The sequence below is a fragment of the Planctomycetota bacterium genome, from assembly GCA_039819165.1.
In the GTDB taxonomy this organism is placed as follows: Bacteria; Planctomycetota; Phycisphaerae; order Phycisphaerales; family UBA1924; genus JAHCJI01.
Window position 1 is genome coordinate 2215269 of sequence record JBCBSM010000001.1, and the last position, 21104, is coordinate 2236372.

Sequence of the window (21104 nt, forward strand, 5' to 3'; positions counted from 1 at the left end):
GCCGATTCGCCGGGGCGTCGGTCGTGGGTCCGGAGGAGCCGATCCGCAGCCCACCCAGCCGCGGATCCGCCGGTCGCGACGATAGGCTCCGCTCCCATGCCCGGACAGACCAACCCCACCGCCCAGCTGCTGGACGTCGAGATCCGCGAGCTGATCGCGGCCCGGCGTTATCGGGAGCTCCGCGACGCCCTGGCGCCGCTGCCGCCCTTCGACGTCGCCGCCGTCCTCGACCTGCTGAGCCCCCAGGAGGCCGCCGTCGCGTTCCGGCTGCTGCCGCGGGAGCTGGCGGGCGAGGCCTTCGCCACCCTCGACTACGAGAGCGAGCAGGCGATCATCGACGCCCTGGGCGACCGCGCCACGCGGACCATGCTGGGCGCCATGGACCCCGACGACCGCGCGGCGCTGCTCGACGAGATGCCCACCGCCGCCGCCACCCGGCTGATGAACCAGTTGGGCGACGAGGACCGCCGCGTCACCCAGCAGATCCTGGGCTATCCCGACGAATCCGTGGGGCGGCTGATGACCCCCGACTACGTGCGGCTGCGGCCCGAGTGGACCATCGCCCAGGCGCTCGCGCACATCCGCCGCTTCGGCCGCGACGCGGAGACGGTGCACTGGGTGTACGTCATCGACGACGACAACAAGCTGATCGACGACCTGCACATCCGCTCGGTGCTGCTCGCCGAGCCCGGGGACGACGTGCGGTCGCTGATGGACGACGGCTTCCTGGCGTTGAGCGCCACCGACGACCAGGAGCACGCCGCCCGCACCATGCTCGACTACGACCGCACGGTGCTGCCGGTGGTCGATACCACCGGGGTGCTGCTCGGCATCGTGACCATCGACGACGTGGCCGACGTGGTGGAGGCCGAGGCCACCGAGGACATCCAGCTCCTCGCCGGCGTCGAGGCGCTGGGTGAGCCCTACATGCGGACCTCGCTCGGTTCGATGCTCCGCAAGCGCGGGCTGGCGCTGGCGGTGCTCTTCGTCGTGCAGGTGGTCACCATCGCGATCCTCGGCGGTTTCGACGCGGCGCTCGAGGCCCACCTCATCCTGGCGATGCTCGTGCCGCTGATGATCTCGTGCGGCGGCAACACGGGCACGCAGGCGTCGAGCCTGCTGATCCGCGCCGTGTCGCTCCGCGAGGTGGCGCCGCGGGACTGGCTCCGCGTGGCCCGCAAGGAACTGCTCACCGGCGCGGCGCTGGGGCTGGCGCTCGGGGCGATGGGCGTGGGCATCGTGTTCGTCGTTGATCGCCTCGGGCTGGCGACGACCGACGAGCCCGCCCGCGTCGGCCTGGCCGTGGGCCTGGCGGTCTTCGCGATCGTGACCTGGGCGGCGATGCTCGGCGGGCTGCTGCCGCTGGCGCTCGAGAAGCTGCGGGCCGACCCGGCCAACCTATCCAGCCCGCTCGTCGCCACGCTGATGGACATCAGCGGCATCCTCATCTACCTGGGCGTGGCGACGGCCCTACTGGGCGTCTGACGCGCCGGCGCGATCGATCGCCACGTCGAGCTCGACGACCCGCGGCGGCAGGCACCGGGAGTCGTCGCACGCCTGGAAGCGGACGGCGAGCATCGGCCGGCCCGACCACTCGCCCTCCAGCTCGAGAGCGACGGGGAACTCCAATTCCCGCTCGTGCACCAGGACGCCGGTGTCCCGCGACCACGGGGAGCCCTTGGGGTAGTCGGCGTACACGCGGACGCCCGAGCCACGGTGCAGGCCGACGCGGAGGCCGGGCAGATCCTCGCCCCCGGGATCGGCCGCGTAGATGTGCCAGCCGGGGGCGATGCGGAGCACCAGATCGATCTGCGCCGGGGCGCCGGGCGCGAGCGTCACGCGGTCGCCGTTGGCGTAGATCTCCACGGGCGTGAAGTCTGGATCGATCGGCGGGCCGTCGGCCTCGAGCCGCTCGGCTTCGGCGGCCGTCGCGTCGCGGGCAAGATCGGGATCCAGCCGCAGCCAGCGGAGCAGGGCCGCCGTCGAGCCCGCCGTAGCGACGGGCGACTCGGCGATCGCGCCCGACAGCGATGCCAGCAGCAGCCTCGCGCGCTCGGCGTGGCCGCCGCCGGGATCCAGCTCGTGCAGCGTCGCCATTGCGTGCAGCAGCGCGCTCTGGGCGCTGGGCACGGCGCCGTCGTAGGTCGAGCGGCCCCGCACGAACAACTCGGCCGACCTCGTGTCGTAGAGCACGCCGGGGCGATCGGGATCGCCGAAGGTCCGCCACGCGGCATCGAGGACGGTAGCCGCGTGCTCGATCGAGTCGGCGCCATCGCCCCGGTCCAGTGCCCGCTGCGCTCGTGCAAGCTCCGCGAGGCCCAGCGCGTAGTAGGCCGCGTCCTCAAGGAAGCCGGGCTGCTTGGCGACGCCGCTGCGCCAGGTTCGGAAGGGCAGGCCGTCGCTGGCGACCATCCGTGTGCGCAGGAAGCCGGCCAGATCCGAAGCGGGGTCGAGGTAGTCGGTGCGGCCGAGGGACGCCGCCGCCCGCGCCAGGCCCGCGAGCGCCATCGCGTTCCACGACGCGAGCACCTTGTCGTCGCGGATCGGTTGCTTCCGCGCATCGCGCACGGCGAGCAGCGCGGCGTTGGCGGCGTCGAGGTCCGCGGGGTCGTTGCGCCGCGCCTCCAGACGCAGCACGTTCGCGGGCGGATCCTCGGGATGGTGCGGGTCGCGGAAGTTGGGCCCCGCGTCGAGCCCGTAGGCCTCGATGGCGGCGTCGCCTCCGTCGCTGAGCGCGTCGCGGACCTGCTCGGGCGTCCACAGGTAGTTGAGCCCCTCGCGGTGGTCGACCTCGGCGTCCAGGGCCGACGCGTAGCCCCCACCATCCAGGCGCATCTCTCGGCGGGCCCACCGGTCGATGCGTGCGACGACGTGCGCGAAGTGGGCGTCGTCGTAGATCGCCGCCGCCCGGGCGTACACCGCCATCAGCTGGGCGTTGTCGTAGAGCATCTTCTCGAAGTGGGGCACGGTCCACGTCGCGTCCACGGCGTAGCGATGGAAGCCGCCGCCGACGTGGTCGTGGATGCCGCCCAGCGCCATGGCGTCGAGGGCTCGCACCACCGCCGTGTCGATGGCGGCGCGGGTGTCCTCGTCCACCGACTGGCGTGCTTCGAGCAGCAGCTCCAGGTACACCGGCTGGGGAAACTTGGGTGCGCCGCCGAAGCCGCCGTTGGTGCGGTCGACCATCTGCGCGAGCGCCTGCACGGCCTTGGCGACCGCCTGCGGGCCGACCGCGATGCGCGGCGCGCCGCCCGCGTCGACGCCCAGGCTCCGCCGCACGGCGTCGGCGAGCGTGCCGGCCTGCTCGAGCACCTCGCTCCGCTGGTCCTTCCACGCCGCGGCCATGCCGCCGAGCACCTGTGCGAAGCTGGGCCGCCCGTGCGCGGGCTGCCTGGGGAAGTAGGTGCCGCACCAGAAGGGCTTGCCGCCCTCGGGCTCGAGGAAGACGCTCATGGGCCAGCCGCCCGAGCCGGTCATGATCTGGGTGGCGGCCATGTAGGCCTCGTCGACGTCGGGGCGTTCCTCGCGGTCGACCTTGACGCACACGAAGTGCTCCGCCATGAGCCGCGCGGTGGCCTCGTCCTCGAAGCTCTCGCGCTCCATCACGTGGCACCAATAGCAGGTGGCGTAGCCGACGCTCAGGAAGACGGGCATGTCCCGCCGGCGGGCCTCCTCGAAGGCAGCATCGCCCCACGGCCGCCAGGGCACCGGGTTGTGCGCGTGCTGCAGCAGGTAGGGGCTGGTCTCGCCGGCGAGCTCATTGGCGGACCGGTTGGCAGCCTGGTTCTCCGGCGCGTCAGGCGGCGGCATCGCGGCTCATCACCCGGATGACCATCGACGACACGGGGCGGCCGGCCAGCTCGTCCATGGTCGCAAGCTCGGAGGCCGGGCTCCGGCCGCGCCCGCTGGTCCGCAGCGTTCGCGTCGCCATGGAGCTGGCCTTGAGCACGACGTCCACCGGGTGCGTCGTGAGCGTGACGCCCACCAGCCCGCTGACGAGCGCGACGTCGTCGGCGTCGTGGCACGCGACCAGCTCGGGCAGGTGCTCGGCGAACGCGGCGGCGTAGCGGCCGGCGGCCTCTCGCGCCCGGGTGCACCAGGCCTCCCGCTCGAGCCCCGGCCCGCCGTTGCGCACGGGCTGGGCGGTCAGGCCCTCGACCACCGCGTTCATCGCGGCGCGGAGGGCCTCCAGCTCGGGCTCGAGCAGGTCGCGGGCGATGATCACCGTGTCGGCGTCGGCCTGCAGCAGCACCGGCAGCACCAGCGCCAGGCGGTCCCGCCGGGCGCTCAGCTGCGCCTCGGCTTTCTGCACGACGGACGCGGGCTCGGGCCGCACCACCGTCAGCGCGTGCCGCGCGGCGTAGCGATCCAGCCCCAGCATGACCGGCACCGACACGCCGGGATCCGGGCCGGCCTTGAGCACGTCGCGGGCGACGGCTTGCAGGTAGTCGTCCTCGCTGCCGTAGAGGTCCAGACGCATCAGCGGCGCGAGCGGCGCGCAGGTCGGATCGGTGGTCAGTCGCCGCCAGGCGTAGGCCATCTCGCTCGCCGGCGGCAGGTCGTCGGCCACCGAGGGTGACACCACGCCGGCCTCCCACAGGGGCTGGCTCCACCGCCAGGACCGCATCATCTCGAGGTAGTCCGGCACGCGGTCGGCGGCGAGGCGGGCGGCATCCTGCCCGCCCGGCGGGCTGGGCAGCAGCGTGAACACCCGATCTGCCAGCAGCGCGGCGGCCATCACCGGCGGCTCGCGGGTCGTGAAGTGGTATGGGCTGACCAGGGCGTCCACGAAGGGAAGCGTAGCGGTGGTCCTCCACGCCGCGGATGGGGGTTCGCCCGCCGCTAGGGTCCCCCGACGTTCGGCAGGGCCAGCGGCTCGCCCTCGAGCCAGCCGTTGATCTCGTCCATCCACTCGGGCAACGCCAGGAACAGCGTGACGTGGTTGGTCGGGTAGCTCCGTCGATCCGGCCGGCCCAGCCGCTCCCACAGCAGCGTGCTGTCGCGGAAGGGGACGGCCTTGTCCTTCGTGCCATCGACGATGAGGACGCGCGTGCCCCGCATCGCGGCGGCGGCGTGGTAGGGATCGAGCGTGGAGGCCCGCAGGTAGGCCTCCTCGAGCTCGGCACGCTGCGCCGCCGGATCGGCGCCCAGGAACTCGTAATCCACCGAGCGGATGTAGCGTTCGACGAAGGTGCTGTCGATGCTGATCGCCGCCGTGTTGGCGCCGCCCGCGACGATGACGGCCGACTCGTAGCGCTCGGGCTCCCGCGCCACCACCGTGGGCAGCAGGATGGCGCCGCCGCTGAAGCCGACGATCTGCCGCGGCGTCCCGGCGAGTTCCGGATAGAGCCCCTCGGCGAAGCGGGCGGCGGCCTGCACGGCGTAGGCGGTTTCGGCGGCCCGCTGGTCGGCGATCTGCGCCACCCGGCGACCCTGGGCGACGGCCTGGCCCTCGGCGACGTCGATGGGCACGTACTCGGTGAACCGCGACGGCTGGCTGAGCAGCCGCAGCACCGTCCAGCCGCGGCTGCGCAGGTCGTCGCTCCAGGCCTCGTACAGCTCGCGGGGGAAGCCGAAGGTGCCCGGCAGCACGACCGCCAGCCCGCGGATGCGATCGGTGTGCGCGGGCTCGAGCGCCATCCACGTGCGCTCGATGGCGAGCGCGGCGCCCTCGGTCGGCCGCAGCGAGGCGAACAGCAGCGTCCGCGAACCATCGTCGGGCGCCCCACCGCCCCGCCGCGCGAACACCACCGAGTTGAAGCCCTCGCCCGCGACGGCGTCGGCCTCGGGGCGCGCGGCGTCGGCATCGAGGCGGTCCAGCAGCAACGCCGCATGCTCGCGCGCGTCGGCGGTCTGGCCGGGCCGGCCGACGCTGCCGCTGGCGTACTGGTCGGGGTGGCCGGGCAGCTCGAGGATCACGCCCGTGCCGCCCAGCGCGTCCTCGAATGCGCGGACGGGCCAGATGGCCTCGGCGGGCTCGAGCTTCCAGCGGTCGATCTCGTCGTCGTTGCGCGTGCCGTCGGCCAGCGCACAGGCCGACGCGAGCAGCACGAGCACGACGTGCAGCAGCGGCGCCCTCATCACGAGGCGTACCCCGCGGGATGGGCGTGCATCCACTTCCAGGCCGACTCGACGATCGCGTCCAGCTCCTGCACGCTCGCGGTCCATCCGAGTTCCTCCTGCACCTGGGCGGGGTTGGCGTACAGCGCCGGCGGATCGCCCGGCCGCCGCGGAGCGACCTCCGCGGGGATGTCGTGGCCCGTCACCCTCCGGCACGATTCGATGACTTCCTTGACCGAATAGCCCCGGCCGATGCCCAGGTTGTACGCGCGGCGGTCGCCGTCCCGCAGCGCATCGAGCACGCGGAGGTGGGCGTCGACCAGGTCCTCGACGTGGATGTAGTCGCGGATGCAGGTGCCGTCGGGCGTGTCGTAGTCGTCGCCGAAGATCGAGATCGTCTCGCGTTTGCCCAGCGCGACCTCGAGCACGATGGGGATCAGGTGCATGTGGGGCGTGTGGTCCTCGCCCAGGACGCCCCCGCGGTCGCAGCCGGCGACGTTGAAGTACCGCAACGCGGCGCAGGCGAAGGGCGAGCCCCGCTCGCGGGCGGCGTGCGCGAAGTCGCCGAGCACCTGCTCGCCGTGCAGCTTCGAGACGCCGTAGGGGCTGATGGGCGCCCGCGGCGCCTGCTCGTCGACGGGCATGCCGGGGGGCTGGCCGTAGATGGCGCAGGTCGACGAGAAGATGAATCGCGGCACGCGGGCGGATCGGACGGCTTCGAGGATGGCGACCAGGCTGTTGTTTCGGTGGTAGTCCAGCGGCTTCTCGACGCTCTCGCCGACGAGGCTCAGCGCCGCGAAGTGCAGGACGGCCGAGATGCGGTGCTCGCGGAGCAGCTTCTCCATGAGCGTGCGGTCGGTGGTGTCGGCCAGCTCGAACTCGAAGCGGTCGCCGCCGAGGGTCCGCAGGCGGGTGACGGCGCCGGCGTTGCCCCGGGCCATGTTGTCGACGGCGACGACGGCGTGGCCGTCGGCCAGCAGCCGCTGTACCGCGTGCGAGCCGATGTAGCCGGCCCCGCCGGTAACCAGTATCGCCATGGCGTCCCCTATCCTGCGTCCCGCGCGGCCGCATGGTATCGCCGCCGTCCACCCGCCCCCGGACCCCACGCATGACCAGCCGGACGAGCGAGCCCGCCGCCTACCAGCCGACCCCGGAACCGGACTGCGTACCGACGCCGCCGGCCCCGATGTTCGCCCGCGTGCTTAGGCTGGGCGTCGGCGGCGCGATGATGGGACTGGCCAACCTCGTGCCGGGCATCAGCGGCGGCACGATGCTCGTCGCCGCCGGCGTCTACCGCGACTTCGTCGATGCCGTCTCGGACGCCACGCGGCTGCGGATCTCCCGCGGCATGCTGCTGACGCTGGCCGCCATCGCCGGGGCGGCGGGCGTCGCCATCGTCCTTGGGGCCCGCCCCGTGGCGTTCGGCCTCGAGCACGCGCGGTGGGCGATGTACGCCCTGTTCATCGGGCTGACCATCGGCGGCGTGCCGGCGCTGCTCGCCCTCGTGCGGCCGCTCGACGCCCGCGTGCTGGGTTTCGCGGCGCTGGGCCTGCTGGCGATGATCGGCATCGTGATCACGCAGGAATCGGGCGCAACCGGGGGCGCGACCTCGGGCTGGCCCTTCCTCGTGCTCGCGGGTGCCGCGGGCGCCGCGGCCATGGTGCTGCCGGGCGTCAGCGGCGCGTACCTGCTGCTGCTGCTGGGCCAGTACGAGAGCGTCGTCAGCGCGATCAAGGACCTGGCCAGCGGCGATCGGGCGGCGGCGATCCGCACGCTCATCCCCGTAGGCATCGGCGTGGCGTTGGGCATCGCGCTGGTCGCTAACGCGCTCCGCTGGCTGCTGCACCGCTGCGAGCGGCCGACGCTCGCGGTGCTGCTCGGGCTGCTGGTTGGCGCACCCGCGGGGCTCTACCCATTCCGCGAGGCCGTGCCGCCCGTGCCCGGCGACGTGATCGACGGCGAGGTCGTGACGGCGGAGAACCAGAGCGAATTCGACGCCGAGGACTGGCCGACGCGGGCGTTCACGCCGGGCGTCGGCCACGTCGCGGGGGCGTTAGCTCTGGTCGGTGTCGGCTGCGGACTGACGATCGCCGTTGGCCACCTCGGCCGCCGCCGCGATGCGTGAGCCCTTCGCACCGCGCTTCGACAGCCAGCCGCCGAAGCGGGGCGCGTCGGGCCGGCCGCGGGCCTTGATCAACGCAAGCCCCGCGACGCCGATGGCGATCAGCGCGACGCTCAGCCACTGGCCGCGGCTGAGGCCCAGCGGCGTCTGGTTCTGGAAGTGGGCATCGGGCAGCCGGAAGAACTCGGTGGCGACGCGACCCACGCCGTAGGTGATGACGAACCAGCACGAGATCACGCCGCTTGCGCGGGGCCTGGCCCACACGATCGCGAGCACGGCGAGCACGACGACGCCCTCGGCCAGCGCCTGGTAGAGCTGCGAGGGATGCCGCGCGTTGAGCGAGGCCTCCAGCAGGTTGCGGGCGGCCGGATCGCCGTCCCGCATCTGCGCCACCAGCGCCCGCCAGGCCTGCCCGAAGCGGTCCCAGCCGCCCTCGACGCGGAGCTCGAGCGGGCTCATGCCCACCGCCTCGGCGGCGGCGATCCGCTGGTCGTCGGAGAGTTCGTCCCAGCGGGCGGTGACCTCCTGGGGGTACTTCACCGCCCACCACGGCGCGGGCGTGCCGAAGGGCGCGGCCACGCGGCCCAGCAGCTCGCCGTTGACGAAGTTGGCCAGCCGCCCGCACAGCAGCCCGATCGGTGCGGCGAAGGCGGCGAGATCGAACAGGTGCGTCCGCGGGACGGCCAGCTCGGGCCGATCGTCGAGCCTCGCCCGCTTCGCCAGGCTGCGCTGGAGCAGCAGGAAGCCCAGCATGGCCCCGAGGAAGCCGCCGTGGCTCGCCATGCCGCCCTTGGTGATGTTGATGGCGCCCCAGAAGGGCACGCTCGACGAGACGTCGGCCAGCAGGTCGGGGCGGTAGAGCAGCACGTAGCCCACGCGTCCGCCGATGACCCCGCCCAGCCCGCCCCACACCACCATGTCGCCGAGCGCAGGCGCGTCCAGCGGCGTGGCCCCCCGCGTCCGCAGCCAGCGGAGCACGAGGTAGGCCAGGACGAAGCCCAAGATGTACGAGATGCCGTACCAGTAGATCGCGAACGAGCCGCCGAGGCGGACCACCACCGGGTCGAGATCGTGCAGCCAGGCGAGCGTCACGCGGCGATGGTACGGGCGGCTAGGGCGCGTCGCGAGCCGGCGGTTCGCCGACCTCGACCGCGGTCTTGGCCTCGGGCTGGGCGTCCGGCTGGGCATCGGCGATCCGCCACGCCGCGCCGCACTCGGGGCACACCGTGCAGCGGTCGGCCTCGGGCGTGAGGCGGTTGAGGTCGTAGTAGCAGGCGTGACAGATCGCCAGGCGGGCGTGGGCGCGGCGGCGGTCGAGGGGAATCATGAAGAACGACCGGAGGGCCACCAGAAGTGCGATGACCGCTGGTAGCAGCACTGCGATCCAGAACGCCGCCAAGTTCTCATCCAAGCCGATCACCGCCCTGGCCATGAACAGCAGCCACATCAGGAGGAAGAAGAGAACCGGGGATCCCCAGAACAGCAGCTGATGCATGTAGGTGCGCAGCCGTGCGCGCTCGATGAGGCCGCGGGGTCGCTGGCCCAGCGCCGCGCGCAGGTTCTCGCGGGTGCGGCGCAGCCTGCGGCACCGGCCGCGGTCGTCGATCACGAGGCCGAGCAGCCGGATGCCGGGCGGGCATTCCGCGTTGCCGCAGGCCTCGCACGCGGCGGCATCGGGATCGCGCCGCGAGCCGCACGACAGGCAGCGTTCCCGCCGCCCCCGCCAGGTGTGCCGGGCCACTCGAGCAGACCACCACAGCGCGATGAACGCGCACGCATACACGACCGCGTTGCCGGCCAGGCCACCCCACCGCGGCAGATACACGAAGTCGACCTGCGTCATCCCGAGGGTGCGACGCACGTAGCCGCGGCTCCGCTCGATCTCTATCGACTCGAAGCGTGCCTGCTCGCCCCGCCAGTAGCCCTCGTATCTGCCATGGGCGGACTCGAAGGGCCATCCGGCGGACATCTCGCACGACATCGTGTACGGCACTTTGGCGGGCCGCGCGCGGATCCACTTGAGGGAGCCAACCACCATCGATTCCGCATCATCGCGCTGCCAGTGCAGCGTCAGCAGGACACGCGAGGAGGCGACAACGCGATCGTCCTCCACGTAGAAGTAGACCCAGTCCTCCTTATCGGCAACGTACCGCATGTCCTCGTACGTGCCAGCGCTCGAGAGCAACTGCGCGGCGAGCATCATCGCTGGTGCAACGGCGATGGATGCCAGGACGCCGATGACTGCGCCAAGGATCGCCATCCGCGGCGTGGCCTGCCGCACGCGTCGGCTTCGCCTCCTCGCGGTCTCCGCCATGGCGGACACTAGCGGTATCGGACCTACTTCGGAGTCTTGCGTGCTCAGAACTCGATCCCGAAGAACCGCCTCGCGTTGGCGTCGGTGTGCTCTTCGAACGCCCCGAGCGTCTCGCCCCGCGCTTCGGCCAGTATCGCCGCCGTCAGCGACACCATCCACGGGCGGCACGGCCGCTGCCCCCGCACGGGCTGCGGGCTGAGATAGGGCGCGTCGGTCTCGACCATGATGCGGTCCGCCGGCGTGAGCACCGCCGCCTCCAGCGTCGGCCGGGCGTTCTTGTACGTCGCCACGCCGGTGTACGAGATCATGGCGCCGAAGTCGAGCACGCCGCGGGCCTCGTCCGGGCCGGCCGTGAAGCAGTGGAACACGAAGCGGTCGCCCGGTATGCCGCTGCTCCGCAGGATGGGCAGCAGGCGATCGAAGGCCTCGCGGCAGTGCACGACCACGGGCTTGTCGATGCCCCGTCCGCGGGCGGCCGCGATCAACCCGAGCTGCGCGTCGAGCACCTCCAGCTGCTGGGCGAGGGGCGGACGGTCGTAGTGCTCGTCGAGCCCCAGCTCGCCCCAGGCGACGCACCGCTCGTCCGCGATGGCCCTGCCGAGCGCCGCCATGTCGAATGGGCCCTCGCCCGCGTACAGCGGGTGGATGCCCGCGCTGCACCAGACGTTGCCGTGCGCCCTTGCGAGCGTGAGGCACTCGAGCGCGTTGGCCGGCGTCGTCGAGATCGTGATCGCGCCCCGCACGCCGTGCCGCCGCGCTTCGGCCAGCTCGTCGGCGACGCGGCCCTCGAACTCCGGGAATGTCAGGTGGCAGTGCGTGTCGATCACGGGCAACCCTAGCGGATCGTGGACGTAGTATTTTTGGTGATCGCCCGGCCGCTTGCACGCTGGTTCGTCTCGATGCTGCTCGCGGTATTGCTCTTCGCCCATGTGGCGTGGGGAGACACGCTGTGGTACGTGGTGCGCCTGGACGGCACGCCCGCGGGCTGGATGTCGATCGAGACCACGACCGCCGGCGAGCGGACGACGACGCGGACCGAGATGCGGGTCGCCGTCCGCCGCGGGGCGTCGGTGCTCGAGACCGCCTTCGAGACCGAGGTCGTCGAGCACGCCGACGGCCGCGTGCTATCGATGGCCCGCACGCTCCGCGAGGATGTGGCTACGCAGCGGACGAGGTGGCGCTTCGAGGACGGCGGCGTGCGGGTCGAGGCGTCCGTCGGCGGCCTGCCGACGCGGAGCGTGGAGCCCACGCCCGAGGGCCGCCACGTGGGCCCCGCCGGCGATCGGGCACGATTCGCCGAGCAGGTGGCCCGGGGCGTGGCGCAATTCGACGCCGCGGTGCTCGATCCGCTGGCCGGCCTCCGTCCCGTCGCGGTCCGTCGCACGATCATCGGCGGCGACACGCTGGCGACGCCCGAGGGCACGGTCCGCGTCACCCGCGTCGAGACGCTGCGGGGCGAGGACGACCGGGCCGTCACCGAGTGGCTCGACGCCGAGGGCCACCTCGTGCGGGCCGAGCTGGCGATCGGCGCCGTCGTACAGATCATCGAACGCGCCGCCGAGGGCGACGCGCGGCGCGCCATCGACGATCCGCCCGACCTGGTCGATCGCACGCGGGCCCCGGCCGACACACGGCTGCGGTCGCACGAGCGGCTGCGGCGGGCGAGCTACGTGCTGCGGGTGCGGCGCGGTGCGCCGGCGACGCCCGTGGACGGCTGGCCCCAGGCCATCGAGCACGCGGGTCCCGGAGCCGTGCGGGTCCGCATCGATCTCGATAACGCCGGTGCGCCCGCGGCCGTGCCCGTCGCCGACCGCGATCGATTCCTGGCGGCGACGGACCTGCTCGAGCGGGACGACCCGCTCGTGCGGCAGCTGGCCGACCGCGCGCTCCGTGGCGTGCCCGCTGATGCCGACGAGCGCCGCAAGGCCGAGGCGATGCGGGGCTTCGTGCACCGCTACATCGACGCCAAATCGCTCGACGTCGCGCAGGCCAGCGCCGCCCGCGTGGCGCGGGACCGCGAGGGCGACTGCACCGAGCACGCCGTGCTGCTGGCGGCCATGCTGCGGGCGGCGGGCGTGCCCTCCAGGCTCGTCGCCGGGCTGAGCTACGAGGACGCCGCCGCGCCGTCCTTCATCTACCACGTGTGGACGCAGGCGCTGGTGCAGGACGCCGACGGCGAGCGTTGGATCGACCTAGACGCCACGCAGCGCCGCCGCGCACGGCACGCGGCGCAGATCGCCCTGGCGACCTCGGACGCCGCCGACGCCCGAGAGCTGTGGCGCGAGCTGGGTGCCACCCTCGGCAGGCTGTCGGTCGAGGTGGAGTCCACGCGGTGACGAGCCCAGCGCCGGACCCGCCACCGACGCTGCCCGTGCGGCCGAGCGACGGGCACAAGGGCACCTTCGGCACCGTGGCGGTCGTCGGCGGGTGCGCGCTGCCGGGCAGCCGGATGCTCGGCGCGCCGGCCCTCGCCGCTCGCGCGGCGGCCCGCGTCGGCGCGGGACTCGTGCGTCTGGCGTGCCCGGCGCCGGTGCTCGATGCTGCGCTGGCCCTGGCCGACCACGCCACCGGGCGGGCGATCCCGGTCGACGCCGAGGGCGGCCTCGTACCCCACGAGTCGGCCGCGATCATCGACGATCTTGCGGCCAACGCCACGGTGCTCGTGGTCGGCCCGGGCCTCGGCCGCGGCGCGGGGTCGGCCGCCGCGGTGCTGCGGGCGGTGCAGCAGCGCGAGGCAATCGCCGTGATAGACGCGGACGCACTCAACGAGCTGGCCGCCACGCCGCAGCTCGCGCTGGACTTCCACGCCCCCGCGGTGCTCACGCCCCACCCCGGCGAGTACGCGCGGCTCGCTGCGGCGCTCGGCCTGCCCCAGGTCCCGCGGACCGACGGCGAGCGGCGGGAGGCCGCGGCGGAGCTTGCGCGCCGGCTGGGCTGCATCGTGGTCCTCAAGGGCGCCCGCACCGTGGTCAGCGACGGCTACCGGCACTGGGCGGACGACACGGCCGACGCCGCGCTCGCCGCGGGGGGCACGGGCGACGTGCTCGCCGGCGCCATCGCGGGATTGGCCGCCCAGTTCGCGAGGCCGCCGGTGCACGAGCGGGCCCGTGCGCGGCTGGGGGATCGCGCGCCCCGCGACGCGGCGCTCTCGCTCTATGACGTGGCCCGCGGCGGCGTGCGGGCGCACGCGCTGGCCGCCGCGGGATGGCGGGCCGCGCACGACGCCGACGCGGGCCTGCTGCCGGCCGAGCTGGCCGACGCGCTGCCGGCCGCGATCGCGTCCATGCGTGCGCCGGGTTAAGCTCGGCGTGTCCTAGTCCTCGTCGTCTAGCCGCCGCGGCGAGGTGCTCGCGACCAGCCGCAGCGTGGGCGCGTCCCACTGCGCGGTCATGCCGGTATCGCCCAGGTCGTTGGGTTCGACGGTGATGTCGACCGTCGCCCGCCGCAGCCGGGGCCCGGGGTCGTACTCGAGCGTGAAGGTTGCGTCGCGGATGCCCCGCAGCAGCGGCCTCGTCTCGCTGGACGTCAGCACGCCGTCGGTGAACTCGTCGACGTTCAGCATGAGCCGCTGGGTGCCGTCGGTCGCCTCGGGGTCGGCTTCGGCGGCGATCCGCGTGACCTGGCGGAAGTTCGTCGCCTCGTCTTCGGCCGACACGAACTCGATGCTGTTGCTGAACAGCGGGTTCTGCGCCGCATCCAGCACGTCGAGGGGGTAGGGCGCAAACTCCTCGCCCGTGCGCACCATCGTGAGGATGCGGTGCACCACGATGCGGGTCACCACGTGCGTCGACGCGGTCTCGCTCGTCTCCTGGTAGCTCTTGAAGGCCGTATCCAGGGCGGTGAGCGATGCCGTCAGGAGCGCCGCGCTGATCGACAGCGCGACCATCATCTCGATGAGGCTAAAGCCCCGGCGACCTCGGCGTGCACGCCCGATCATGGCCGGCCCTCCCGGTACGAGCCCACGACGGTGCTGACCTGCATGGGCAGCATGATGCCGTCGGGCAGCCCCATGTTGGGGTTGAAGCGCAGGTGCACCCGGCCGTAGCCGTAGAACGGCACCGCCACCGCCCCCGCGGGGATGTCGGTCTCGTCGGGGCCTAGGTCGGCGAGTCCGTCGCCGTCAACGTCGTAGCCGACGATCTTCTGCATGCGCATCTCGCCGGTCTCGGGATCGGGCGCCAGGGCCTCGGGCAGCGTCGCGGGGTCGAGCGACTCCGAATCGCCGTCCTCGGGGCCGAAGTAGCCGATCGTGGTGTTGAACGCCGCGGGCGAGCCCACCGGCACGCCGAACTGGTCGACCAGCGGCGCCTCGCCCGGCACGGGCTTGAAGGTCAGCAGCAGCGCGCCGTCGATCTCGGCGTTGCCGCGGATGTCCATGACGCCCGCGACCACCGCGCCGCCCAGCTCGATGTCCTGCTCGGGCGGGCTGTTGAACGAGCCCAGGTCCACCGAGTAGCCCGGCAGCAGCATGCTGCTCAGGTCGATTAGCTCCTCGTCGGCGTCATCGGGCTGGTACCGCTCGTCGCCGGCGTAGTCCGGATCGGGGTGCTCGCGGGCGAACCGCGTGGCCCCGGTGAACTGCAGCTTGTTGCGCGTCGGCGTGTACTGCGCGGGCGTGTCCGAGATGATCGACCCGATGAACAGGCAATCGTGGAAGCGGATGTTGTTGGACATCGCCTTCGTGTCCACGACCCGCCGGCCATCCAGGATGATGGCTTCGGGCATGTCGTCGAAGTTCACCGGCCGGCTGCTCAGCAGGAAGTCGGCCTTGTCGAGCGCCTGGTTGAAGGGCTGCTCGGGGATGAAGAACCCCTGCTCGGGCGGCAGCGCCGTCGCGGGCAGGATGTCCGTGGGGAACTCGGCCCCGTCGGTCACCTCGACGCGGGGCACCGTCGGCAGGGGTCGCTGCTCGCCGCTGTCCCACTCCATGCTGCCGTACAGCTCCCAGTTCAGGTGCGTGTTCTGCTCCTGCACGCGGACGTAGGTGATGCCCACGAAGACGCAGTTGATGAACAGCGCGTTGAGGCCCGGGTCGATCACGGCGTCCTTGAACACCATGTTCTTGTACACCGGGCGGTAGTACCAGTCGGTGAAGCTCGGGCTGCCGAACGGCGTTCGCTCGAAGTAGGCCGTCTCCCAGTTGTCGGGCAGGCCGTCGCCATCGGCGTCCGGATCCAGCCGGAAGTACTGGGGCGCCTCGGGGTCCAGGCCCTCCTCGACGTAGCTCGCCAGGTCGCCCGGGCCGCCGAGCCCGAGGCTGCGGGCGACCTGCACGGCGAAGGCGTCGCCGTTGAGCGTGCCGGCGGCCAGCTGCAGCTTGGCCTTCTCGAACAGGGCGGTGCTCAGCTCGGGCAGGTCCTCGTCGGGCACGTCGAAGGCCATCGCGGCGTCCTCCCCGCCGTCGATGGGACCCTCGAGCCGCTCGGACAGGTCGCCCTGCTGGGCCTCCCAGTCGCTCCGCGTCACGCGGAAGGACAGCGAGCCATCCACCTTGCGGTACAGGTCGCGGCCGTCGATGTAGCCGTCGCGGAAGCCCAGCACCTGGTCGCTGTAGAGGCCCGAGTACGGATCGACGTCCAGCAGCGGCTCGTCGCCGGGCTGCCACTCGCCGTCGCCGTTGAGGTCGTCGTAGCCGAAGACGCCGTTGCGGTTGCGGTCGGGCTTGGCGCTATCGATAAGCATGGCCAGGTCGTCGTCCTCGGTGAACTCCTCGCTGGCGAACTCCGCGGGCGTGCCCTGGCGGAGCGCGTCCGAGAGCGCCACGCGGCCGTCACCGTTGGCGTCGTAGAAGGCCAGGAACATGTCGAAGTCGTCAATGAACCCGTCCTGGTTGATGTCGTCGGCGCTCTCGTCGGCGATGCCGTCGCCGTCCAAGTCGAGCCCGGCGCCCTGGTCCTCGACCGGGTGGCCCACCCGCAGGCGGTTGTCCTGGTCGGTGTCGAAGTTCTCGATGTTGCTCATCAGCGCATCGATCCGCTGATCCAGGTCGGGATCGAGGTGGCGGAAGTCGGTGCGGATGACCATCGGATCGCCGTTGTCGTAGGTCAGCTGCGAGTAGGTCGAGCCCAGGTCGCCGTCGACCATGACGTTCTTGCCGATCATGATCCGCGAGGGCGCGATGATCGCGTGGTTGACCCGCTTGACCATCCGGTAGTCCTTGGTGATGGTCCGCGTCAGCGGCACGCCACCCCGCTGGTGGTCGAAGTCGAAGCCCGTGACCACGATGCGGATGTCGGTGCCGTTGGCCAGCGGCGCGTAGGTGACCTGGTAGGCCGAGCCCGCCGGATCGGCGCCGTCGGCCTGCGCGACGAGCCCGACCGCCGGCGTAAATAGCCAGTTGTCGTCGGCGTAGAGCGTCAGGTCCACGCCCACCGGGGCGGCGCCCATGATCGGGACCGAGATCCCATCGATGTCGATCGTGTTGGCGTCGGTCTCGTGCATCGTGCCGAGCGCGTCGGCCACGCCCGTGGGCACGGTGCCGTCGGGCAGGGCCCGCACCGCGCTATCCACGCCCGCGGGGATGGTGCCCAGCCACAGGTCCTCGCCCATGTCGCTATCGATGATGCCGCGATCGATGATGAAGCGGGTGACCGCCTCGTCGAGGCGTTCCTCGGCCACCCCCATGCCCGTCTCGGCCGCGCTCATGGCGCGGCTGACGTGCAGGTGCGCCGCGGCGGCCCGCAGGTTGCCCTGGCTGACCACCGCCATCGCCGCCGCCAGCGAGCCGAACAGCAGCAGGAACATCATCGAGAGGATGGACACCACGCCGCGGCGGGAGAGCCGCGTGCGGCGTCGCTTCGTAAGCCTGGGTGTCGCGCTCATGGCCGGACTCCCTTTCGTGCGAATCGGTTGGCCCTGCATGCCTACGGCACCACCCACACCACCCGCGTGATCTCCGTCGGCCCGCTCGCAAACGGGCCGGCGTAGCTCACGGTGACCTCTACCTTGAGCGGGAACTCGTCCATCGCGATGCCCCGCGAGCCGCCACCGGGCGCCTCCTCGTAGTCGGGCGCTAGCTCCCACGTCGGATCGGTGGGGTGCACCTTCACGACGCGGACGGTCTGCGTCCAGCCCGCCATGGGCACGGGGTCGCCGTCGTCGTCGAGCATCACGGTGCCGTCGGCGAAGATCTCGGGGATCAACACGCCGAAGGCGTCGACCGGGCCCGGCAGGTCGCCGTCGTCGATGAAGCCCGGCGTGCCGTCGAAGGCGAAGCTCAGCCCGTCGAAGTCGTCCAGGTCATCGAAGTCGGTGACGAGCACCTCGCCGTCCTCGGGGCCCCAGTCGTCGGGGCCCGCCAGCCCGGTCACCGGATCGTGCCGGGGCAGCGGCTGGCTGAGCTCTCGGATCTCGTTGCCCAGGAACGTGGCGGTGGCCGCGTGGCTCGACCAGTGGTTGCTGCGGATGAAGGCCTGGTAGGCCTCCACGATCGCGACCACGCCCACGCCGATGATGACCGTGGCCAGCGCCGTCTCGATGAGCGTGAAGCCGCGTCGGTTGCGTCGCGTTGCTCGCACGGGAAGACCTCCGCCGGGCCGAACGCCGGCCCCTCAGCCTCGAACTTCCAAACCGTGCGGCGATTAGCCCACGATCTGGCTCATCCGGAAGATGGGCAGGATGATGGCCATGGCGATGAAGCCGACGATGCCGCCCATGACGATGATCATGATCGGTTCGATCAGGCTGGTCACGGCCTTGATCTGGTCCTTCAGCTGCTTGGCGTAGTACACCGACACCTCGTCGAGCACCTCGCCCAGCTTGCCGGATTCCTCGCCCGCGCTGATCATCTGCACCACCGCTCGCGGCAGCAGCGTCGTCTTGCTCAGCGGCAGGCTGATCTTCTTGCCCTGCTTGACGGCCACGTACACGTTCCGCCACATCGCCTTGTACAGCCGGTTGCCCGAGATGTCGCCCGTGATCGCCAGCGTGTCGAGCATCGGCACGCCCGCGTTGATCAGCTGCCCCTTGGTGTGCAGGCTCCGGCTGATGTACAGCGAGCGGAACATGTTCTTGAGCACCGGCAGCGTCAGCTTCAGCCGATCCGCCAGCAGGCCGCCCGGCTCGGTCTTCAGCCCTAGGAACAGCGCGATGCCCACGCCGAAGAGCCCGGCGATGATGAAGGGCCACTGCTCCTGCATGAACGCGCTGAGGTTCATCAGGAACTTGGTGGACGCCGGCAGGGCGTCTTCCTTGCCCTCGAACACCGCCTTGAACTTGGGCAGCACGAAGGTCAGCAGGAAGACCGTCACGCCGACGGCCATGGTCCCGATGATGCCCGGGTAGATCGCCGCCCCCACGACCATCTTGCGGGTCTCGATCTGCTGGGCGATGTAGCCCGCGATGCGATCGAGCATCTGGCTGAACGAGCCGGCCATCTCCGACGCCCGCACCATGTTGATGTACAGCGGGCCGAACAGCTTGGGATGCCGCGCGAGCGCCTCCGAGAAGCTCTTGCCGCTCTCCACGTCGGTCTTGAGCTGCTGGATGACCTTGCGGAAGCCGCGGTGCTGCGTCTGGTCGGCGATGCCCTCCAGGCTGCTGCGGAGGTTGATGCCCGCCCGGATCATCACCGCCAGCTGCGTGGTGAACTCCAGCACGTGCTTCTGGTTGGGCTTGCCCGAGTTGAGGTCGGCCAGCTTCTCGAGCACCTGGGCCCGCTGGATGCCACCGCCCACCGGGTTGACCGATAGGATGTGCAGCCCCTGGTTGCGGAGCACCGTGGCGGCGGTCTGCACGCTGTCGGCCGACAGCACCCCCACCTGGATCTGCCCCGCGCTGCTCTTGACCTGGTAGCGGTAGTTCGGCATGCTGGCCTCCACCCCCCGCGGCGCACCGGCCGCCGAGCCCCGTGGCCGCCACCGGCCGCCGGAGCGTCACCCCTGCTTACGCGACCAGCTGACGCTCCAGCTTGTCCGGATATGCCGCCTGCGCCACCGCGTCCTCCTTCGAGATCATGCCGTTGAAGTACAGCTCCGCGATCGACGCATCGAGGCTCGACATGCCGATCGAGCGGTTGGTGTCGATCACGTTGGGGATCTCGAAGGTCCGGTTCTCGCGGATCAGGTTGCGCACCGCCGGCGTGCACAGCAGCGTCTCGACCGCCGGCACCATGCCCGGCTCGTCGATGCGGCTGAACAACGTCTGGCTCACCACCGCCTGCAGCGTGTTGGCCAGCATCGAGCGGATCTGGTTCTGCTGCCCGGCCGGGTACATGTCGATGATGCGCTCGACCGTCTGGCTCGCATTCACGGTGTGCAGCGTGCTGAGCACGAGGTGGCCGGTCTCGGCCGCGCTAATGGCGAGCGCCGTGGTCTCCAGGTCGCGCATCTCGCCGACCAGGATGATGTCCGGATCCTGCCGCAGGGCGTGCTTCAGGCCGCTGGAGAACGTGGGCATGTCCTGGCCCAGCTCCCGCTGCTCGATGAGGCAATGGTCGCTCTGGAAGGTGTACTCCACCGGATCCTCGAGCGTGATGATGTGCTTGCGGTACCGCTCGTTCATCGCCTGGATCATCGCCGCCAGCGTGGTCGACTTGCCCGAGCCGGTGTCGCCGGTCACGAGCACCAGGCCGCGGGGCAGGTAGGTCAGCCGCGCGATGACCTCGGGCAGGTTGAGCGCCGTCAGCGGCGGCACCTTGGTCTTGATGGCACGCAGGCACAGGCCGACCTGGCCGCGCTGCAGGTGCGCATTCACGCGGTAGCGAGCCAGGTTCTCGATCTCGTACGAGAAGTCGGCGTCCTTCTGGCGATCGAAGATCCCGATGGACTCGGGCGGCGCCATCTCCTCGAGGATCGCCCGCCCGGTGTCGGGGGAGATCACCGGGAAGTCCATCGGCGTCATCACCTGGTTGACGCGCATCACGGGCGGCTGGCCCGCGACGAGGTGGATGTCCGACGCGTTCGCCGTATTGGCGGTCTTGAGAATCTCGTGCAGGTCCACGCGCATCCCCCTGTGTTCTGAGCCCCCCGCGGGCTGCCGCTGCGGTGTCATCGACCCCGCGGCCAGCGGCGCTCGTCGCGCCGGCCGCGTGGAGGGCGCAAGGCAGTCCGGTTGTGCGGGTGCAGGGCGGCCGCGGGGCCGATAGCCACCGGGCGGCGTCCGGGAACGCCGCCGCAGCGAGCGAAGGGATGGGCTAGGCCCCGGCCTCGTCGCGCGCCGCGACCGCCATCCGGTCGGCCCGTTCGTTCTCGGGGTGATCGCTGTGCCCGCGGACCCAGTGGAAGCGCAGCTCGTGCACCGCCATCAGCTCGTCGAGGCGGACCCACAGGTCCTGGTTCTTGACCGGCTTCTTGTCGGCCGTCGTCCAGCCCCGCTTCTTCCAGCCGACCATCCACTTTTCCAGGCCGTTGATGACGTACTGCGAGTCCGAGAACAGCTCGACGATCGACGGCCGGCCCAGGGCCTCGAGACCGCGGATGGCCGCCGTCAGCTCCATGCGGTTGTTGGTGGTGGCCGCCTCGCCGCCGCTCTCGGTCTTCTCCGTCCCGCTGGCGGGGTGCTTGAGGATGTAGGCCCAGCCGCCCGGCCCCGGATTGCCCGAGCAGGCGCCATCGGTGTACAGCTCCACGGTCGTGCGCGCATCGGTGGCCACGGCCGATGGTACCGCGC

Annotated in this window: 17 protein-coding genes; 4 read left to right on the top strand and 13 right to left on the bottom strand. The window is 71.7% G+C overall.

Annotated elements, in window-relative coordinates:
• The first annotated feature begins 96 nt into the window (after positions 1-96).
• Positions 97-1485, top strand: a complete 1389-nt coding sequence (gene mgtE / locus AAFX79_09695) for a magnesium transporter (GenBank protein ID MEO1008831.1) — start codon at positions 97-99, stop codon at positions 1483-1485.
• Here the strand turns inward: mgtE and AAFX79_09700 are convergent.
• The 4 genes from AAFX79_09700 to galE are packed head-to-tail and all read right to left on the bottom strand — an operon-like array spanning position 1471 to position 7097.
• On the bottom strand, positions 1471-3810 hold the full coding sequence (locus AAFX79_09700) for a DUF255 domain-containing protein (protein MEO1008832.1): 2340 nt from the start codon (positions 3808-3810) through the stop codon (positions 1471-1473). The genes mgtE and AAFX79_09700 overlap by 15 nt on opposite strands.
• Positions 3797-4789, bottom strand: a complete 993-nt coding sequence (locus tag AAFX79_09705) for a hypothetical protein (protein ID MEO1008833.1) — start codon at positions 4787-4789, stop codon at positions 3797-3799. The genes AAFX79_09700 and AAFX79_09705 overlap by 14 nt, the downstream gene beginning before the upstream one ends.
• A gap of 53 nt (positions 4790-4842) precedes the next feature.
• Positions 4843-6081, bottom strand: a complete 1239-nt coding sequence (locus AAFX79_09710) for a prolyl oligopeptidase family serine peptidase (protein MEO1008834.1) — start codon at positions 6079-6081, stop codon at positions 4843-4845.
• On the bottom strand, positions 6081-7097 hold the full coding sequence (gene galE / locus AAFX79_09715) for a UDP-glucose 4-epimerase GalE (GenBank protein MEO1008835.1): 1017 nt from the start codon (positions 7095-7097) through the stop codon (positions 6081-6083). Before galE ends, AAFX79_09710 begins: the two co-directional genes overlap by 1 nt.
• A 71-nt stretch (positions 7098-7168) precedes the next feature.
• On the opposite strand from galE, the gene AAFX79_09720 reads away from it, so the two are divergent.
• Positions 7169-8185, top strand: coding sequence for a DUF368 domain-containing protein (locus tag AAFX79_09720; GenBank protein MEO1008836.1), 1017 nt, complete (start codon positions 7169-7171; stop codon positions 8183-8185).
• On the opposite strand, the gene lgt is transcribed toward AAFX79_09720, so the two are convergent.
• From lgt to AAFX79_09735, 3 genes are read right to left on the bottom strand one after another with little or no spacing between them, the layout of a single operon-like run.
• Positions 8114-9274 carry a prolipoprotein diacylglyceryl transferase gene (gene lgt / locus AAFX79_09725; protein MEO1008837.1) on the bottom strand — a complete coding sequence of 387 codons (1161 nt, stop codon included), beginning with the start codon at positions 9272-9274 and terminating at the stop codon, positions 8114-8116. The genes AAFX79_09720 and lgt overlap by 72 nt on opposite strands.
• 19 nt (positions 9275-9293) lie before the next feature.
• Positions 9294-10496, bottom strand: a complete 1203-nt coding sequence (locus AAFX79_09730; GenBank protein MEO1008838.1) for a hypothetical protein — start codon at positions 10494-10496, stop codon at positions 9294-9296.
• A 44-nt stretch (positions 10497-10540) separates the two neighbouring features.
• The gene (locus AAFX79_09735; GenBank protein MEO1008839.1) at positions 10541-11323 is read right to left on the bottom strand and encodes a TatD family hydrolase; all 783 of its coding nucleotides are present in this window, start codon (positions 11321-11323) and stop codon (positions 10541-10543) included.
• A gap of 36 nt (positions 11324-11359) precedes the next feature.
• Between AAFX79_09735 and AAFX79_09740 the strand changes: the two genes are divergently transcribed.
• Positions 11360-12832 carry a transglutaminase-like domain-containing protein gene (locus tag AAFX79_09740; GenBank protein ID MEO1008840.1) on the top strand — a complete coding sequence of 491 codons (1473 nt, stop codon included), beginning with the start codon at positions 11360-11362 and terminating at the stop codon, positions 12830-12832.
• Entirely contained in the window at positions 12829-13797 is a 969-nt protein-coding gene (locus AAFX79_09745; protein ID MEO1008841.1) for an NAD(P)H-hydrate dehydratase, read from the top strand. The genes AAFX79_09740 and AAFX79_09745 overlap by 4 nt, the downstream gene beginning before the upstream one ends.
• Before the next feature lie 12 nt (positions 13798-13809).
• On the opposite strand, the gene AAFX79_09750 is transcribed toward AAFX79_09745, so the two are convergent.
• The 6 genes from AAFX79_09750 to rnhA form a co-directional block, all read right to left on the bottom strand.
• Complete coding sequence (locus tag AAFX79_09750; GenBank protein MEO1008842.1) at positions 13810-14433, bottom strand: prepilin-type N-terminal cleavage/methylation domain-containing protein; 624 nt, start codon at positions 14431-14433, stop codon at positions 13810-13812.
• The gene (locus AAFX79_09755) at positions 14430-17318 is read right to left on the bottom strand and encodes a hypothetical protein (protein MEO1008843.1); all 2889 of its coding nucleotides are present in this window, start codon (positions 17316-17318) and stop codon (positions 14430-14432) included. The genes AAFX79_09750 and AAFX79_09755 overlap by 4 nt, the downstream gene beginning before the upstream one ends.
• Before the next feature lie 41 nt (positions 17319-17359).
• Complete coding sequence (locus AAFX79_09760) at positions 17360-18013, bottom strand: prepilin-type N-terminal cleavage/methylation domain-containing protein (protein ID MEO1008844.1); 654 nt, start codon at positions 18011-18013, stop codon at positions 17360-17362.
• Between the two features lie 63 nt (positions 18014-18076).
• Positions 18077-19303 carry a type II secretion system F family protein gene (locus tag AAFX79_09765; protein ID MEO1008845.1) on the bottom strand — a complete coding sequence of 409 codons (1227 nt, stop codon included), beginning with the start codon at positions 19301-19303 and terminating at the stop codon, positions 18077-18079.
• A gap of 76 nt (positions 19304-19379) precedes the next feature.
• Positions 19380-20441 (bottom strand): PilT/PilU family type 4a pilus ATPase, encoded by a 1062-nt coding sequence (locus tag AAFX79_09770; GenBank protein ID MEO1008846.1) that lies wholly within the window; start codon positions 20439-20441, stop codon positions 19380-19382.
• A 187-nt stretch (positions 20442-20628) separates the two neighbouring features.
• Complete coding sequence (rnhA, locus tag AAFX79_09775) at positions 20629-21087, bottom strand: ribonuclease HI (protein ID MEO1008847.1); 459 nt, start codon at positions 21085-21087, stop codon at positions 20629-20631.
• Positions 21088-21104 lie beyond the last annotated feature (17 nt).

Bases quoted from the DNA above. Each gene is read 5' to 3' on its own strand.
- mgtE (MEO1008831.1), top strand. From the start codon at position 97: ATGCCCGGACAGACCAACCCCACCGCCCAGCTGCTGGACGTCGAGATC.
- AAFX79_09700 (MEO1008832.1), bottom strand. From the start codon at position 3,810: ATGCCGCCGCCTGACGCGCCGGAGAACCAGGCTGCCAACCGGTCCGCC.
- AAFX79_09710 (MEO1008834.1), bottom strand. From the start codon at position 6,081: ATGAGGGCGCCGCTGCTGCACGTCGTGCTCGTGCTGCTCGCGTCGGCC.
- galE (MEO1008835.1), bottom strand. From the start codon at position 7,097: ATGGCGATACTGGTTACCGGCGGGGCCGGCTACATCGGCTCGCACGCG.
- AAFX79_09720 (MEO1008836.1), top strand. From the start codon at position 7,169: ATGACCAGCCGGACGAGCGAGCCCGCCGCCTACCAGCCGACCCCGGAA.
- AAFX79_09730 (MEO1008838.1), bottom strand. From the start codon at position 10,496: ATGGCGGAGACCGCGAGGAGGCGAAGCCGACGCGTGCGGCAGGCCACG.
- AAFX79_09750 (MEO1008842.1), bottom strand. From the start codon at position 14,433: ATGATCGGGCGTGCACGCCGAGGTCGCCGGGGCTTTAGCCTCATCGAG.
- AAFX79_09755 (MEO1008843.1), bottom strand. From the start codon at position 17,318: ATGAGCGCGACACCCAGGCTTACGAAGCGACGCCGCACGCGGCTCTCC.
- AAFX79_09765 (MEO1008845.1), bottom strand. From the start codon at position 19,303: ATGCCGAACTACCGCTACCAGGTCAAGAGCAGCGCGGGGCAGATCCAG.
- AAFX79_09770 (MEO1008846.1), bottom strand. From the start codon at position 20,441: ATGCGCGTGGACCTGCACGAGATTCTCAAGACCGCCAATACGGCGAAC.